Raw genomic sequence first — 15,700 nt, 5'->3', positions numbered from 1 at the left:
TTCCTTTAACCAGGGTTAACGAGAAAGGTCTGCAGCTCGGCGACGAAATCCTGCGGATTGGCCAGATGCGCGTTGTGGCCGGCCTGCGGCACGATGCGCAACGGCAACCCGGCGTCGCGCGCCAGCCGTTGAAATTTGGGATCGTTCTCACCGCACAGCACCCGCAGCGGCACGGTCAGTTGGCGCAGCTGCGGTGCCAGATAGGGCTGCCGCCCGAGCGACGTGGCTTCGAGCATGTCGGCGATCGCCGGGCCGCTGTTGACCGAGCGCGCGGCGATCAGCGCCTGGCGGTGCACGTGGCTGAGCTCTTTGAACACCGGTTGCTGATACCAGTCCGCCAGGACTTCGGCAATCGGCTCACTGCGAAAACGCGCCGCCCATCGCGCATCCTGCTCGCAACGATCGCGGCGCTGTTGTTCGTCCTCAAGCCCCGGGTTGCCGCCCTCGACCAGCACGCCTTGCAGACCGTCGTGGCGTCCGTGGCAAGCGTGATACATGGCGATGCGCCCGCCGAGCGAGTAGCCCACCAGCCAATAACGCTCGATATTGCGCAGTTGCAGGGTCGCGGCGATTTGCGCGCTGATGTCGTCGAAGCCGCGGCAGCTCACCGCCACGGAATCGCCGTGGCCGGGCAGATCGATGGCCAACGACGGCCATTCCGGGCAGCGCGCGGCGATCACCCGCCATTCATTGTTGTTGCCGAGCAGGCCATGCAACCATATCAGCCAGGGGCGGCCCGCTTCGCCCTGTTGCAAAATTCGCGTCGCCAGCATCATTGCACCGCCATCTGTTGCACCAGGTATTGCAGGCTTTCGGCCCCTGCGCTCGGCGGCACCTGCAACTCTATCAACGTGACGCCGCCGCGCCGCCAGCCTTGCTCAACCGCCTGTTGCAGCTGGCGCCAGTTTTCCGGCCGCGCATAGTCAAGCTGGAACATCGCCGCCGCGTGGCTGAACTCAACGTTCTGCGGCATGCAGTAAAAGCGCTGACGCTCCTCTTCCGGCGTCGGCAGCAGTGAGAAAATTTGGCCGCCGTTGTTATTGACGACGATCAGCACCGTCGGCGCCGAACAGTGGCGCAGCAGCGCCAGCGCATTGAGGTCATACAGGGCGGAAAGGTCGCCCACCACCGCCAACGTCGGCCGGGCGGTGGCGCGCTGTACGCCGGCGGCGGTGGAAATCAGACCGTCGATGCCGCTGGCGCCGCGGTTGCTGAATACCGGGTAAGCGGCAGGCAGCATCGTTAACGCGTCGATCAGTCGCACCACCAGGCTGTTGCCGAGAAACAGCTGGCCGTTCTCCGGCAGCAGTTCCGGCAGGCGGTGCGCCAGCTGCGCTTCGCCAAAGTTATCGTGCAGATGCGTGGACGCCGCCGTCAGCGCTTTATCCGCCAGCGCCGCCAGCCCGGCGGCCCACGGCGCGCGCGGTTGCGCGGGATGCTGCGCCAACCACTGCGCCACGCCGGCGCGCAGGCGCCGCCCCCGGTGTTGGGCCGGATCGAGCCGCCCCGGCAGCTCGTCGATAATCCAATATTCTTCCGGCTGACACTGCGCCTGCCATTGCAGCAGGCGTTTGCCGGTCAGGCTGCCGCCGAACTGCACCACCAGCTGCGCATCTTGCAGTACGCGCTGCGCCTGCGGATGCGCGAGCCACAAATCGGCGCAGGGCAGCGGTTGCCCGGTCTGCGACAGCACATCGCCGATCAGCGGCCAGCCCAGCGTTTCGGCCCAGTCGGCCACCTGCGCGCCCTCTTCCGCGCTCATGCGCCCGGCCAGCACCACGCCGCGCTTTTGCCGCCAGGAGAACCAGTCCGGCTGCGGCGACGGCGCCGCACGCGTCTCGCTTTCCTGCAGCCACGGACGATCGCTCTGCCACCAGTCGCCCAGCGCGGCGGACCAATCGGCATAGTGACGCTCATCGCCGCCGTACAGCGGTTCGGCGAACGGGCAGTTGATATGCAAAGCGCCATGCTGCAGGCGCGCCATCGCGCTGTCGACGCTGGAGGCCAGCCACGCGGCCGGAATATCCGGCGTCGGACGCGGCAGATCGATCGCCAACGTCGGGTGGCTGCTGTAGAGACCGTTTTGACGGATCGCCTGATTGGCGCCGCAGTCGATCAGTTCCGGCGGCCGATCGGCGGTGAGAAACACCAGCCGTTCACCGGTCAGGCCGGCTTCGATCAACGCGGGATAAAGGTTCGCCGCCGCGGTGCCGGACGTAACGATCACCGCCACCGGCTCACGCGCCGCCTTCGCCAGCCCGAGCGCCAAATGGCCGAGCCCGCGCTCATCAAAATGGGTATGGCAGATAAACGATCGGTTGGCCGCGGCGGCCAGCGTCAGCGGCGTGGAGCGCGATCCCGGAGCGATACAAACATGCCGCACCCCATGGCGGGCCAGCGCCTCGAGCAGCACAGCCGCCCACCGGCGATTAAAAACACTTGTCGACATAGTTCGCTCACAAGTCAGTTAGCAGAGATCGTCCCCGGCGCAGCCGACGGACGCCGCGCCTGTAGTTACGTTCTGTATTATATGAGGTGTTATTTTCACGGCTTTTGCGCCAGCGCAAGAACGCCGTATATCCCTGGGTGTTTACACCAGATAATTGTTTGATTTAGAACAAAAAACAAACAATTAAAACACAAACACTTTACACTTGCGGCGACGCCGGCTCAATCCGTCCATACAAAAACAAGGGAGATAAAGGCGCTCCAACGGCGGCCAGCGGGAAGTATAGGCGGGATAAGGGAAAGCGATCGGGGAAACGGCGGGATGAACGACACAGTCTGCAGAAAAGCACGAGGCGGCCTGCGCCGCCCCGATGACATGATTTATTTGCGGGCCAGCAGCAGCCCCAGCACCAGCCCGACGGTGGCACCGATGCCTACGCTGTGCCAGGGTTTATCCCGCACGTAGTCGTCGGTGCGGTGCACCGCTTCTTTGGCGCGCGCATAGTAGGATTCGCCGGTGTTCGCCCAGCGCGCCTTGACCTCACTCAGCGCCTGCTCGGCGTGCGACTTGATGTCAATGTAGGCCTGATCCGCGCGATCGCCGGTGTATTGCAACACTTCTTCCAGCGTCTCGGTCAGCATTCTCAGATCGTCATCCAGCGTAGTTTGCTCAGCATCCGAATGTCTTGCCATAGTGAGGTCTCCGTGGTTGAAAAATTAAGCGTTCCTACACTATAGACAAGGATCGTCGCCTGCGGCCATCGGACTTTTACCCTAAAACACCAATTGCACCTTGGCGGCCTGGCGCTTGTCGCCGGCAAACTCCAGCGCCTGCGCCAGTTGGTCCCCGGCGAATTCCGCCGACAACAGCGGCAACGGATCGACCACATCGCCGGCCAGCCAGGCCACCGCCAGCGCAAATTCCGCCACGAAGCGAAACGATCCGAGCAGGTTCAACTCTTTGGCGATCAACAACATCAGCGGGAAATCAGGGAAGCTGCCGCCCATGCCTACCTGCACCACGGTGCCTTTGGCGCGGGTGATCTCCAGACAGCGCTGCAGCGACAGCGGATGTCCCGCCACTTCGAAGGCGACATCGAAATAGCCCTTGTCCTGCTGATAGTCGCTAAAATCGTCGTCCGCGGCATGCAGGCACCGATTGGCCCCCATTTGGCTGGCGATCGCCAGGCAGCGCGGACTGAGATCGGCGCAGACAATCTCGGCGGCGCCCAGCGCTTTCAGCGCCGCCACCAGCAGACAGCCGATCGGGCCGACGCCGGACACGAAGATCTTTTTCCCCGCCACATCGCCGGGCTGCTTCGCCGCGTGGACAGCCACCGCCAGCGGTTCGGCGAACACCATCACCCTGTCGTCGCGATCGGCGGCGTAAGGAATGCACTGCGCGCTATCCACCACTTTGTATTGGGTAAAAGCGCCGTCGACGTGCGGAAAATACATCGCGCTGCCGAAAAAGCGCATCTCGACGCATTGATTGCTTTGCTGCTCCAGACAGTATTTGCACTGCCCGCAGGGTTTGCTGGGATTGAGCGCCACCTTCTGCCCGGCCGGCAACTGCGGCGAATCGCTGGCGACCACCTCACCGATCACCTCATGGCCCAGCACCATCGGCTGACGCACCTGAAAATTGCCGACCTTGCCTTCCTGGAAGTAATGCAGATCCGAGCCGCAGATGCCGCCGCGGCTGATTTTCACCAGCGTTCCCTGCCCTCGATAATCCACTTCTTGCGCGATCACCGCCACGTCTCGCTTGCCGTTGACCACACAGGACTGAGTTTGAATTTTCATCGCAAGACTCCACGGAAAAAGATTACACCGCCGCCGACATGCCGCCATCGACAAACAGCAGTTGCCCGTTGACGAAGGCGGAGGCGTCGGCGGCCAGGAACACCGCCGCGCCGATCAGCTCCTGCGGATCGCCCCAGCGCGCGGCGGGCGTGCGTTGGGTCAGCCAGGCGGTGAAGGCCGGATCGTCGGCCAGCGCCTGCGTCATCTCGGTTTTGAAGTAGCCGGGGGCAATGCCGTTGACCTGAATGTTGTAGCGCGCCAGCTCCACGCACATGCCGCGCGTGAGCATTTTCACCGCCCCTTTGGACGCCGCATAAGGGGTGATGGTGTCGCGGCCCAGCTCACTTTGCATCGAGCCGATGTTGACTATCTTGCCGCGCCGGCGCGGCACCATGTAACGCGCCACGGTCTGCGACACGATGAAGACCGCCTTCTGGTTGACGGCAATGATGTCGTCCCAGTCTTGCTCCGGAAACTCGGTGAACGGGTGGCGGCGCTGGATGCCGGCGTTGTTGATCAAAACGTCTATCGCGCCGATGTCCGCTTCAATACGGTCGATGGCGGCATGCACCGCCTGGGAATCGGTGACATCGAACGCCGCCGCCTCGGCGCGCAGCCCCTCTTCGCGCAAACGTTCGGCGGCGTGCCGGGCATGTTCTTCGGTGGTGGCGTTGACCAGAATATGCGCGCCTTGCTGCGCCAGGCCGCGTGCCAGCAGAAAACCGATGCCGCGCGAGGCGCCGGTGATCAAGACGGTCTTGTTATCCAGTGAAAACAGATTGTTCATAGTGATTCCCGGCCATCAGGCCTCCAATCGGACAGGCTTCTATCTCAGCCGATTGTTACCGGTAAAAACGTGATGGAAATCACTGAAAATCATGTTACGAAACCCTGTTACCCTTAACGTGATCTCACGCAGGCAGCCAGCGGGTAAAACTTATCTATACGATTGAAAAACGGCTATTTTCAATAGAAGTACATTCATTGTTATCGCCAAATCGATGGGTTAACATGCCGCTATCCCCCTTGCCGCGCCGCCCGTGAAGGCCACCGAATGAAACACCTCCGCGTTACGCGACAGGACATCGCACAATGGGCCGGCGTAACCCAAACGCCGGGTAACCAAACGCTGGTGGTGAACTGCCGTCTCTCACTCGGCGGCACCGTTTGAGCCGGCATTCGGGCCAATCGGCGGCGTAGCGCGGGCTTTTTCGCTGCGAGCCGCCCACCACAGACCGCTGTTTTTCATCGCATAGCCGAATAGCAGGCCCACCAGCAGGGAAAGCGTCACCAGCGGCCAATCGCCACCGCCGGCGAAGGTCGCACAGGCGCCGATAAAGGTGCCGGGCACGAACCCCAGCCACTGCTGTTTGGCCTGAATGCACATCAGGAACGCCACGACGCCGGTCAGCAGATACCCCAGCAGATTCCACTGCGGCGCCAGTTCGCTGCCGTGGATGATCGCCATTGCCCAGAAGACGCCGCTGCAGCAGGTCAACGCGCCGATCAACAGCCCTTTCAGCCCGCCCTGCGGGCAGGCGAAATACGCCGTGCAGCCGAGAAAACCGGCCCAACCGATCAGCCCCAGGCTGACGGCAACCCAGCCCCAAACGCCGGAGAGGATCCCGGTAGTAACGGCAATGGCGAAAAGAACGTTCATAAAGTGACCCGCGGCAAAAATAAAGCGCGCAGTTTACCCGAAGCAAGTGATTTTTTCGTGACTAAAATCACGAAAAAAATGCAAATAAGGAAATGTAAATATCAAAAAAGCAATGTGTATCACAAAAAAAAGCCAGCGTGACGAGCACGCTGGAATAACACAACACCAGGGAAATCACGATCTCAAATGAAATGCCTACATGCGACGCCTGTCGCCCCCCTCCCGAACGCCGGTTTCAGCGTGGGAAGCCCGCACGCGTTACCATGACGCTCAACATCAAACAAATCACGGCGCTGCTCAGGAATAACAAGTGGGTCGCCAAATGCAAATCGGCGTGGTCGATCACAACGCCCAACAGGATCGGCACCCAGTTAGCGATATATGCGATCACGTAGAACAGGGAGATCAAACGCGCATGGCTGGCTTTCGGTGAAATCAGATTCACCAGCGTGGCGCTGCCGACGAAGATCGCGCCATAGGCGTAACCGGCGATCACCATGCCTGCGGCGGCCAGCGCCAGCGAATGGATCTGAATCGCCACGGCGAACACCCCGACCGACAAAGCCTGAGCCAGGCAGCCGAACATCAACGAATGGCGGGCGTTGATGCGACGACTCAAAATCTGGCTGATGCCGGCAATCACCAGATAGACGGCGACCACATAGCCAAAGACGCCACGGCTCTGCATATCCAACAGTTTTTCGGCGACGCTCGGCCCTATCGCCAGAATGCTGGCGGCAACCGCCCAACAAATGAACAACGCCCCGGCGCACAGGAAGAATTTACCGCCGGTCGCGCGCAGGCCATCCGCCAGAGAGCTTTTCGCCACCGGCGCGTTATCCGCCGCTGCGCTATCGGCCTGCGCCGCCACCGTCTCTCGCGGCCAGCGCAGCATCACGCCCAGTGCGGCGACGGCGGCAATGGCCATGATGATGATGAACGGCAATGACGTGGTATGAAAACCGGTTTGCAGTGCGACGCCGCTAAAGATCGGGCCCAGGGCCAATCCGGTGGTAAAGGACAGCGTCGCGATCAACGCCGCATTTTTTCCGCCGTCCTGCGGCCCGAAACGCACCAACGCGATATTCGCCGCACCGGTCAGGGCGCCGGTGCCGACGCCGGCCAGCAGCCGTGCCATAAACATCATGAAGAACGACGACGCCACCGAAAACAGCAGCGCGCCAAGCAACACCACCAACAGCGCCGGCACGATCATGCTGCGCAGGTCTTTTACTTTCCCCGCCATATTGCCTACGCCGAACAGCGAAATCAGCACGCCCGCGGCATAAGCGCCGTAAATGATCGTCAGGCTGACCGAGCTCAACGCCAGCTCATGTTGATAAAGCGGATAAAGCGGCGTCGGCGCGCTGCTGTTCAACAGCGCTGACATCAATGCCAACGCCAGAAACAGCAAGATAGCGAAATGCGATGTACCCGCCTTCGCTTTAGCCGTTTCTTCAACGGCGATACTTTCTGACATGTTCAACTCCCGAATCGATCAGGCATTCGCCCTAAATAAATGCGTCTTCCCGCATGCCACGCGGCTTCAGGAAGCGCGCTTATCATAGCGTTGGGCTATCACGCCCAAAATAGCCAAGAATGCATCATCGTGATTCATTAATGCAGCATCGCAGCGTCAGGCATGCATTTCTGCAGCATGCGACGCCGCCAAGCGATGGCGCAGCCGCCCAATGCCACGCCATACACTGCATGGTTGGCCAGGCTGGCGATCAGCAAAGCCGGATTTTTGCCGGCCATTCCCCAAAACCCCAACCCCACCGAGGGATAAATGAAGCACAGCGAAATCAGCGAACAGGCCAGGCCATACGTCAGCGCCCCGACGAACAGGCCGCCCCCCGACTTAACGCGCGGGCAGATCAGGCAATAGAACGGGATCGCCAGGCTAATGCCGGCAAAATAGTGCGCGCCGTAGCCCATCATCAGAGCCTCTGGCACATCGGGAATGTCGCCAGGCCGCAAAAACCAAAATTGCCCCTGCAGCCATTGATTCATCAGTTTGCCGATGAAGGCCAGGTTGAGCTTGCCGATGAGACCGACGCTGGAGGCGACACTGTTCACCCCATCCATCGTCAGCGTCGCCACTATGCCAAACAAGACCGCCATCGCCATGACGCCAACCGGACGCATGTTCATTGTTTCGTTCCTTATCACGTTATGCCACCGCCGCCTGCTCGGACTTGGCCGAAGCACGCTTGCGCACCGCCAACGCGCCGGACAACACGATCAGCGCCATACCGGCGGTGGCGATATAAGACAGCTGCTCGCCAAATATCAGATAGCCAAGCAGCGTAGAGAAAATAATGGTGCTGTAAGAGAGAATGCTGACAATCACCGCATTGCCGCCCCCGTAGGCGCGAGTCATGGCGATCTGCCCCAGACTGCCGAAGACGCCAATGGCGCAGACGCACAGCAGCATTGCGCCGTCCAGCAAGGAAAAGCCCAGCAACGCAGTCATCAGGCCGCCAACCAGCGTTCCCACCAGCGAGAAATAGAACACCACGCGCAGTTCCGGCTCACCGCGCCGCACCAGCTTGCCGACGTTAAAGTAAGCCAGCGCGGTCAACAAACCGGCCGCCAGCCCGACCAGCGTGGCAACGTACTCCCCGTTGGGGGCGTCGGGGCGCAGCAAGACCAAAATGCCGGTAAAGCCCAACAGCACGGAAAACAACAGCCGACCGGTCAGCTGCCCTCGGGTCGTGATGAACGCGATCGCCGACTGAAAGAGGGGGTTGGTATAACCCAACGTGGTGGCGGTGGCGATCGGCAGATGTATCAGCGAATAAAAACCGCAGTACATCGCCGCATTGCCTATCGCCGCCCGCTTCATATGCAATCCGAGATGACGGGTGCGAAAACCGAGGCGCTGGATCTTGATCAGCGCCGCGACGATCAGCACATTGATGAGAGAACGATAAAAAATGATGTCGAAAAATCCGACCGTCGTCGACGCCAACTTGATGCAAGCACCCATCAGCGCAAAGAATCCGCTGGCGACGACCATCCACAAAGCTACCATGATCTTCTCTTATTAACGGCCTTTGGTCAGGGCCGTATCAACACTACCCGGCGGCTTTCACCGTCAACGGTTTATCGTCCGCGCAAGCGAAGAACACCAGCATTTCGGCGCCTTGCTCGCCGGAAACGCCCTGATGCACGATATCCACGGTATCGGTAAACGAATCCCCCTGCCGGAACGTGCGGCGTTCACCGGTTTTCCTGACGGTGAGCGAAACGCTGCCGCCGCTCATGTACACTGCGCTGATGCAAGGATGCGTATGCCAGGCCAGTACCTTGTTCGGCTCTACCGTCACCTTCAGCATGGTGATCTGCGGCGCGCCGGCGGGATACTGACGATATGCCGAGCCCTCCCATGCGCTGTCGGTCTTGAGCAACGTCGTTTTGACGATGCCTTCGCCATGCCCCTCGGCAGCCTGAACCGACCCCTGAAATACTGCCAACAATGCCAAAATGCCCCACTTAACCATCTTATCGCTCCCTGACTGCCGCGAGTAAAAATGCCAGGCGCCGCGCGCGGTGAACCTGGCGAGTTGAAAAAACAGCGTTGTGCTACAGTCCTTTGATGCGCTGCTCGTATTCTGCGATGCTCTCGGCGTAGTAGCGGTTAGGCGCTGCAAAGTTGCCCACCATCACTTCGATGAGGTACGGCCCCGGATGTTTCGCTGCGGCGCCGAGGGCCTCGTCCAGATCCTCCAGCGTCTCCGCCTTCGCGGAGGCGACCCCCAGACTGTTGGCAAACGCTTTCCAGTCATGGTTGGGCAAGGCGGTATAGTCGGCGGAAATGCCGCGATTTTGCAGCGTGTCGATGTGCATGGCGCCGTGCGCGCTGTTGTTCATCACCACGAACACCACCTTCACGCCATAACGCGCGGCGGTCTGAATTTCGATGCCGTGCATCAGCATGCAACCGTCGCCGGTCACCACGAGGCAATCCCGCTGCGGTGCCGCCAGCTTGATGCCGATGCCCGCGCAAATGGCCCACCCCATCGGCGCCAGGGCGCTGGAGGTGTGATAATCCCCCCGCCCGGCCGCCAGCCAGTGATGCGCCATGAAAATGCGGTGTGCGCCCGAATCGACCACGACGTTGGTATCCGGATTCATGCGGCTGCGAATGTGTTTAATCGCATCGCCGGGATACAGCCGGCTTTCGCCCTGGGCGATGCGCGCCTGCAACGTCGGCTGTGGCTGTTCCAGCGGCAGTGCGCGAACCCCTTCCAACCAGGCGTCACGCAGGTGAGCCGCGTCGCCAAGCCGCGCGTCCTCATCGCCAACCGCGGCCAACAAACAGTGCAACGTACCGCTCAGGCTGGAAAATATCTGCAGATCCGGCTGGTAATGCGAGCTCACTTTGTCGAAGTCTTCGTCGATCGCCACCAGCGTTTTATTGCCGTGCAGTCTCGGGTTCCAGTTCAGACTGTCGCGCTGGCTGAGATCGCAGCCCAGCACCAGCAGCACGTCGACGCCTTCACCGTTGAGGGTTTCTACCGCGCGGGCATGCCCGGCAAAACCGTAGACCCCTAATGCCAGGGCATGCCCTTCGGGAAACGCGCCCTTGCCGGACAACGTCGTGGCGACAGGCAAGCGGTATTTTTCCGCTACCCGCAACAACAGCGCGGCATCCTGCGGATTGTTCATCCGGTTGCCCACCAGGCAGGCGACGTTGAGACCGCGCAGCAGATAATCATGCAGCAGCTGTTCCACCGCTTGCACATCCACGGCCGCTTCACGGTGCTGCGGCACTCGCTCAGGCTGGTCGCGACGATCGCCGAACGCGGTTTTCTTCTGCATGTCGACCGGCACGCTCAGATAGGCGCGCCCTTTCCGCTGTGGGTTCAGGCTGGAGAGGCTGCGGCGCAGCTCATGCTGCAAGGTCAGGTTGTTTTTCGTTTCTATCGCGGCGCAAAGCAACGGTTTGACGATGGTCAGCTCATCGATGCCGCTGTTGCTGCCATCCTGAAAAGCGCCCTGCGCCTCATGATAGGTGGCGATGCTGCCGGCCAGGTACAGCACGGGGATCTTATCGGCTTGCGCGGCGGCCATCGCCGGCAGGAAATTCATGGTGCCGGGGCCTGAAATGCCCAAACAGACACCAAACTTTCGGCTGGCGCGGGCATAGCCATCGGCCATAAATCCGCATGCGGTTTCATGGGCACCGACGATGCCGACAATCTCGGAACGGTCAATAGAAGTGATTAACGGATAAACCAGTTTGCCAGGGACCAAAAAGATATGTTGAATGCCGCGCGCTGCAAGGCCTTGAATAATGACATCGGCGTTGTTGCGTTCCATCTTCTCGGCGCCTGGCGCTACGGTAACTCTGACTCCGTCCTCCGTCGCCAACGCAACGGGGGGGCACAGCATCTCTGCGTGAGACTCCATTTTTTTATATCCAGTCATATCATCGTGAGCTAACTTGATTCAGAGTCGATCCCACTTGGCGGTCGCCCAGAAATAACGGGAACCGGCTCTTATTCGTATTGCTTATGCATTAGGGTGGCCTTGGTGTAAAATGTGCGTCGGGTCGCAGCATAAGCGCCGATAAGAATAAGCATTACCAGACAAAAATAAAGGTGCAAAACCGCTTCACGGTGATGCATTTATACATATCCTGAAACATTATAAATAATGATGATACGAAGCATTTTTTTCGGTCTCCACACCAGAATAAACACCGCATCACACCGCTTCCTTCCCCCTCCCGCCAGTCTGTACAGAGGAGGTGCGCAATGAACTGGGACGACGCCCGATTTTTTCTCGCCGTTGCGCGCTGCGGCACGCTACGCAAAGCCGCCAGCCAGCTGAATGTCGATCAGGCGACCGTCGGCCGACGGCTCTCCGCTTTCGAAGATGCGCTCGGCTCCAAGCTGTTTATCCGCACGCCGAAATCCTTCGCCCTCAGCCCGCTGGGGGAGGAAATGCTGGCGGACGTGATGAAGATGGAAAATGCGGTGCAGGCGATCAACCGTAAAGCCGCCAGCGGTGACGAAAGCCTGTGCGGCAACGTGCGCATCGCCACCACCGATACCCTGGCCGAAGCCTTCGTGATGCCTGCGCTGCAAGATCTGCGGGAACGCTATCCGGCCATCACCGTCACGCTGCTGACGGCGGTCAACATCGCCGATATTTCTTACCACGGCGCAGATCTGGCGATCCGCGGCGCCCGTCCCGATGACGATGAGCTGATCATCAAACGGTTAGCCACCATCGAAATGGGCCTGTATGCCACTCAGCACTACTTGGCGCGGCGCGGCATGCCGGTCAAGGGCGAGCAGTTGCGCGGCCACGATCTGCTGATGTTCCCGCGCGAGCTGGTGCCGCGCCACTGGAACAATTTCTGCGGCGAGGCCCTGCACGAGCCCAACGTCGTGCTGCAATGCAATTCGCAGCTGCTGCTGCGTTCCGCCACCCGCAGCGGGCTGGGCATCGGCCTGCTCTCCGCTTTTTTGGCGGACAAAGACCCGGAACTGGTGCGTCTGTTCCCGGAGAACAAAGACTGGGTGGATATCTGGCTGGTGCTGCATCCCGATTTGCAACGCGCCGCCCGCGTGCGCGCGGTAGTGCAGGCGCTGGAAACGTCGTTTAGCGCCCATTACGGCTGAGTGCCGTTTCGCCCATAAAAAAAGGCCGCCGAAGCGACCTTTTTACTGTCTGAAGCGTTATCAGAACGTCGGCTGCGCCATCTGCACCAGCGAAATCAGCGGCTGCGGATAAACCCCCAACAGCAGCACCAGCGCGGCGGAGATCAGCACCACGACGCCACCGGCGGTCAACGCCCAGTTGTTCGGGGTGTCGCGCTGCAGCGATTCCGGCGCGCTGAGGAACAGGCTGACGGTCACACGCAGGTAGTAGTACAGACCGATGGCGCTGCCTACCACGACTGCGCCGGTCAGCCACCACAGGTGTGCGCTGACGCCCATCGCGATCACGAAGAACTTACCGATAAAGCCCAGCGTCATCGGAATACCGGCCAGCGACAGCATCATCACCGTCATCACCGCGGACAAGATTGGCTTGTGCCAGAACAGGCCACGGTAAGAGAACAGCGAATCCGCATCCGGGCCGCGGTACGGGCTGGACATCAGGCTGACCACGCCGAAGGCGCCCAGGCTGCTGAACAGGTAACCGGCCAGATAAACGCCGGCGGTTTCCAGCGACAGCTGATGGGTTTGCACCGCAATCAGCGCCACCAGCAGGTAGCCCAGGTGAGCGATCGACGAGTAGCCCAGCAGACGCTTGATGTTGGTCTGGCTGATGGCCATCAGGTTACCGAACAAGATGGAGCAGAACGCGATGATCGACAACACCATGCGCAGCGCTTCGTTGTCGGCGGCCGGGGCATACAGGAACAGACGCATCACGACCGCGAAGATCGCGATCTTGCTGGCGGTCGCCAGGAAGGTCGAGACCGGCGCAGGCGCGCCCTGATACACGTCCGGCGTCCACAGTTGGAACGGCACCAGCGACAGCTTGAAGCCCAGACCGACGATCATCATGCCCATGCCGGCCAGGATCAGCGGCTGGTGCATCATGTTTTCCTGCAGGCTCTTGCCGAGGCCAGCCAGCGACAGATCGCCGGACTCGGCATACAGCAGCGCCATGCCGAACAGCAGGAACGACGACGCGGCGGCGGACAGCAGCATGTACTTGATGGCGGCTTCCAGCGGGCGCTTCTGGCGGTAGGCGTAGCCCACCAGGCCGAACAGCGGCAGCGAGATCAGCTCGATACCGATGAACAGCGAAGCCAGATGGTTAGCGCTCGCCAGCAGGATGCCGCCCAGGGCGGCGATCAGCACCAGCAGGTAGAACTCTTCGCGGTTATCCGGATAGCCGACCAGCCACGGATAGGCGAAGGTGCAGGTCGCCAGACTCGCCAGCAGCACCAGCCCGGTGTAGAACATCGAGTAGCCGTCAACCCGCAGCAGCGGGGTGACGTCCATTGGGCCTGCCTGGCCGACAAAGTACAGCGAAAGCAGCGCCAGGTTGAGACCGATCACGGTCAGGGTGGCGTTGATAAAGTGGTCGCGTCGCCACGCAATGCCTAGCATCACAACCACCACCGTCAATCCGACGATCAACAGCGGCAGCAGTGCGATCAGTTGTTGAGGAGTTATTGTCATGGCGAATTACGGCCTTGTTGTTGAAATTGCTGAAACTGACGAACCAAACCAGTGTTGCACGTTGCTCATCGCCGCGTTGGAAGTATCCAGAATCGGCTGCGGGTAAACCCCCAGCAGAACCAGCAACACCACCAGCAGCAGAATGATGAACAGTTCGCGCGCGGTCATGCCCTGCAGCGGCTGGTCTGACTTAGGCGCACCGTAGTAAGCGCGCTGCATCATGATCAGCGAGTAAACCGAAGCGAACACCAGACCGAAGGTGGAGATCACGGTGATCACCGGCACCACCTGGTAGCTGCCGAACAGAATCATGAATTCGCCGACGAAGTTACCGGTACCCGGCATCCCCAGCGTAGCCACGGCGAAGAACAGCGACAGCGCAGGGATGAACTTGATACGCCCCCACAGGCCGCCCATCTGACGCATGTCGCGGGTGTGCAGACGTTCATACAGCTGGCCGCAGATGATAAACATACCGGCGGCGGACAGACCATGCGCGATCATCTGGATCACGGCGCCTTGGTAAGCCAGCTGGCTGCCGGTGTAGATGGCGATCAGCACGAAGCCCATGTGCGAGACCGAGGTGTAAGCGATAAGACGCTTGATGTCGGTCTGCGCGAACGCCATCCAGGCGCCGTAGAAGATACCGACCACGCCCAGCCACATGGCTATTGGGGCGAACTCGTGTGAAGCCTCAGGGAACAGCGGCAGGCTGAAACGCAGCAGGCCGTAGGCCGCGGTTTTCAGCAAGATGCCCGCCAGGTCGACGGAACCTGCTGTCGGCGCCTGGCTGTGCGCGTCCGGCAACCAGCCGTGCAGCGGCACCACCGGCATTTTCACCGCGAAGGCGATGAAGAAGCCCAGCATCAGCAGATATTGCACGTTGTGGGACATCGGCGTTTGCAGCAGGTCTTCGTAATCGAAGGTCCACACGCCGGTGGCGTTGTAGTGCACGAACACCAGGCCCAGGATCGCAATCAGCATCACCAGACCGCTGGCCTGGGTGTAGATGAAGAACTTGGTCGCCGCGGTGATGCGGGTTTTACCGTCCGATGCCTTGTGGCCCCACAGCGCGATCAGGAAGTACATCGGCACCAACATCATTTCCCAGAAGAAGAAGAACAGGAACATGTCGATGGCGAGGAACACGCCGATAACGCCGCCCAGGATCCACAGCAGGTTGAGGTGGAAGAAGCCCTGATACTTCTGGATTTCACGCCAGGAACAGAGGATCGCCAGCACGCCCAGCAGACCGGTCAACACCACCATCAGCAGCGACAGACCGTCCAGCGCCAGGTGGATGGAGATGCCAAAGCGCGGGATCCACGGCAGCAGGAATTCGCTCTGCCACTGCGGAATGCCTTTCGGCGTGGTCAATGTATAGCCGCCCTGCATCCACAGCTGCAGAGAGAGCGCCAACGTCAGCCCCATTGCGATCAGCGCTATCCAGCGCGGCACCTTAGTACCGAAGCGCTCAAGCTGCCAGCACAGCAGACCGCCGATAAAGGGGATAAGAATTAGCCAAGGTAATAGCATGGCGTTTTGTGTCCCTTATACGAATAATTTCAAACTTTGTACGTAGCGCCTGCCCGGCGCTACGCCCGAAAAATGCGTCTGTTTAAATTATTCA

Annotated in this window: 14 protein-coding genes; 1 reads left to right on the top strand and 13 read right to left on the bottom strand. The window is 60.5% G+C overall.

Annotation, left to right across the window (positions count from 1 at the left end; genetic code table 11):
* Positions 1 to 5 precede the first annotated feature (5 nt).
* The 11 genes from menH to ACJ8OK_RS01015 all read right to left on the bottom strand — a co-directional run bounded on the left by menH (position 6) and on the right by ACJ8OK_RS01015 (position 11,332).
* Positions 6 to 776: a 2-succinyl-6-hydroxy-2,4-cyclohexadiene-1-carboxylate synthase gene (gene menH, locus ACJ8OK_RS01065; RefSeq protein ID WP_033632518.1), complete on the bottom strand. Its 771-nt coding sequence runs from the start codon at positions 774 to 776 to the stop codon at positions 6 to 8.
* Entirely contained in the window at positions 773 to 2,449 is a 1,677-nt protein-coding gene (gene menD, locus ACJ8OK_RS01060; protein ID WP_442530335.1) for a 2-succinyl-5-enolpyruvyl-6-hydroxy-3-cyclohexene-1-carboxylic-acid synthase, read from the bottom strand. Before menD ends, menH begins: the two co-directional genes overlap by 4 nt.
* A 380-nt stretch (positions 2,450 to 2,829) precedes the next feature.
* Positions 2,830 to 3,141 carry a stress response protein ElaB gene (gene elaB, locus ACJ8OK_RS01055; protein ID WP_004935964.1) on the bottom strand — a complete coding sequence of 104 codons (312 nt, stop codon included), beginning with the start codon at positions 3,139 to 3,141 and terminating at the stop codon, positions 2,830 to 2,832.
* A gap of 81 nt (positions 3,142 to 3,222) precedes the next feature.
* A complete protein-coding gene (gene idnD, locus ACJ8OK_RS01050) occupies positions 3,223 to 4,254 on the bottom strand; it encodes an L-idonate 5-dehydrogenase (protein WP_033632516.1) in 1,032 nt (343 codons plus the stop codon).
* 22 nt (positions 4,255 to 4,276) lie between these two features.
* Entirely contained in the window at positions 4,277 to 5,041 is a 765-nt protein-coding gene (idnO, locus tag ACJ8OK_RS01045) for a gluconate 5-dehydrogenase (protein ID WP_033632515.1), read from the bottom strand.
* 363 nt (positions 5,042 to 5,404) lie between these two features.
* Positions 5,405 to 5,914 (bottom strand): DUF1097 domain-containing protein, encoded by a 510-nt coding sequence (locus ACJ8OK_RS01040; protein ID WP_004935976.1) that lies wholly within the window; start codon positions 5,912 to 5,914, stop codon positions 5,405 to 5,407.
* A gap of 235 nt (positions 5,915 to 6,149) precedes the next feature.
* Entirely contained in the window at positions 6,150 to 7,394 is a 1,245-nt protein-coding gene (locus ACJ8OK_RS01035; protein ID WP_033632513.1) for an MFS transporter, read from the bottom strand.
* A 137-nt stretch (positions 7,395 to 7,531) separates the two neighbouring features.
* Positions 7,532 to 8,068, bottom strand: coding sequence for a DUF2938 family protein (locus ACJ8OK_RS01030; protein WP_033632512.1), 537 nt, complete (start codon positions 8,066 to 8,068; stop codon positions 7,532 to 7,534).
* Between the two features lie 19 nt (positions 8,069 to 8,087).
* The gene (locus ACJ8OK_RS01025) at positions 8,088 to 8,951 is read right to left on the bottom strand and encodes a DMT family transporter (protein ID WP_033632511.1); all 864 of its coding nucleotides are present in this window, start codon (positions 8,949 to 8,951) and stop codon (positions 8,088 to 8,090) included.
* Between the two features lie 43 nt (positions 8,952 to 8,994).
* Positions 8,995 to 9,420 (bottom strand): cupin domain-containing protein, encoded by a 426-nt coding sequence (locus ACJ8OK_RS01020; RefSeq protein ID WP_033632510.1) that lies wholly within the window; start codon positions 9,418 to 9,420, stop codon positions 8,995 to 8,997.
* Positions 9,421 to 9,502: 82 nt separating this feature from the next.
* On the bottom strand, positions 9,503 to 11,332 hold the full coding sequence (locus ACJ8OK_RS01015; RefSeq protein WP_033632509.1) for a thiamine pyrophosphate-binding protein: 1,830 nt from the start codon (positions 11,330 to 11,332) through the stop codon (positions 9,503 to 9,505).
* Positions 11,333 to 11,679: 347 nt separating this feature from the next.
* On the opposite strand from ACJ8OK_RS01015, the gene ACJ8OK_RS01010 reads away from it, so the two are divergent.
* Positions 11,680 to 12,552 (top strand): LysR family transcriptional regulator, encoded by an 873-nt coding sequence (locus tag ACJ8OK_RS01010; protein ID WP_033632508.1) that lies wholly within the window; start codon positions 11,680 to 11,682, stop codon positions 12,550 to 12,552.
* A gap of 60 nt (positions 12,553 to 12,612) precedes the next feature.
* Here the strand turns inward: ACJ8OK_RS01010 and nuoN are convergent, their stop codons facing one another.
* Together nuoN and nuoM are read right to left on the bottom strand one after the other, a co-directional pair.
* A complete protein-coding gene (gene nuoN, locus ACJ8OK_RS01005) occupies positions 12,613 to 14,070 on the bottom strand; it encodes an NADH-quinone oxidoreductase subunit NuoN (protein ID WP_004936000.1) in 1,458 nt (485 codons plus the stop codon).
* Positions 14,071 to 14,076: 6 nt separating this feature from the next.
* The gene (gene nuoM / locus ACJ8OK_RS01000; protein ID WP_004936002.1) at positions 14,077 to 15,606 is read right to left on the bottom strand and encodes an NADH-quinone oxidoreductase subunit M; all 1,530 of its coding nucleotides are present in this window, start codon (positions 15,604 to 15,606) and stop codon (positions 14,077 to 14,079) included.
* Between the last annotated feature and the right edge of the window lie 94 nt (positions 15,607 to 15,700).

It is taken from the genome of Serratia sp. CY71090, assembly GCF_052166845.1.
Classification (GTDB): domain Bacteria; phylum Pseudomonadota; class Gammaproteobacteria; order Enterobacterales; family Enterobacteriaceae; genus Serratia; species Serratia nematodiphila.
This window is presented reverse-complemented; position numbering and strand designations above follow the sequence as displayed.

Bases quoted from the DNA above. Each gene is read 5' to 3' on its own strand.
- menH (WP_033632518.1), bottom strand. From the start codon at position 776: ATGATGCTGGCGACGCGAATTTTGCAACAGGGCGAAGCGGGCCGCCCC.
- menD (WP_442530335.1), bottom strand. From the start codon at position 2,449: ATGTCGACAAGTGTTTTTAATCGCCGGTGGGCGGCTGTGCTGCTCGAG.
- elaB (WP_004935964.1), bottom strand. From the start codon at position 3,141: ATGGCAAGACATTCGGATGCTGAGCAAACTACGCTGGATGACGATCTG.
- idnD (WP_033632516.1), bottom strand. From the start codon at position 4,254: ATGAAAATTCAAACTCAGTCCTGTGTGGTCAACGGCAAGCGAGACGTG.
- idnO (WP_033632515.1), bottom strand. From the start codon at position 5,041: ATGAACAATCTGTTTTCACTGGATAACAAGACCGTCTTGATCACCGGC.
- ACJ8OK_RS01040 (WP_004935976.1), bottom strand. From the start codon at position 5,914: ATGAACGTTCTTTTCGCCATTGCCGTTACTACCGGGATCCTCTCCGGC.
- ACJ8OK_RS01035 (WP_033632513.1), bottom strand. From the start codon at position 7,394: ATGTCAGAAAGTATCGCCGTTGAAGAAACGGCTAAAGCGAAGGCGGGT.
- ACJ8OK_RS01030 (WP_033632512.1), bottom strand. From the start codon at position 8,068: ATGAACATGCGTCCGGTTGGCGTCATGGCGATGGCGGTCTTGTTTGGC.
- ACJ8OK_RS01025 (WP_033632511.1), bottom strand. From the start codon at position 8,951: ATGGTAGCTTTGTGGATGGTCGTCGCCAGCGGATTCTTTGCGCTGATG.
- ACJ8OK_RS01020 (WP_033632510.1), bottom strand. From the start codon at position 9,420: ATGGTTAAGTGGGGCATTTTGGCATTGTTGGCAGTATTTCAGGGGTCG.
- ACJ8OK_RS01015 (WP_033632509.1), bottom strand. From the start codon at position 11,332: ATGGAGTCTCACGCAGAGATGCTGTGCCCCCCCGTTGCGTTGGCGACG.
- ACJ8OK_RS01010 (WP_033632508.1), top strand. From the start codon at position 11,680: ATGAACTGGGACGACGCCCGATTTTTTCTCGCCGTTGCGCGCTGCGGC.
- nuoN (WP_004936000.1), bottom strand. From the start codon at position 14,070: ATGACAATAACTCCTCAACAACTGATCGCACTGCTGCCGCTGTTGATC.
- nuoM (WP_004936002.1), bottom strand. From the start codon at position 15,606: ATGCTATTACCTTGGCTAATTCTTATCCCCTTTATCGGCGGTCTGCTG.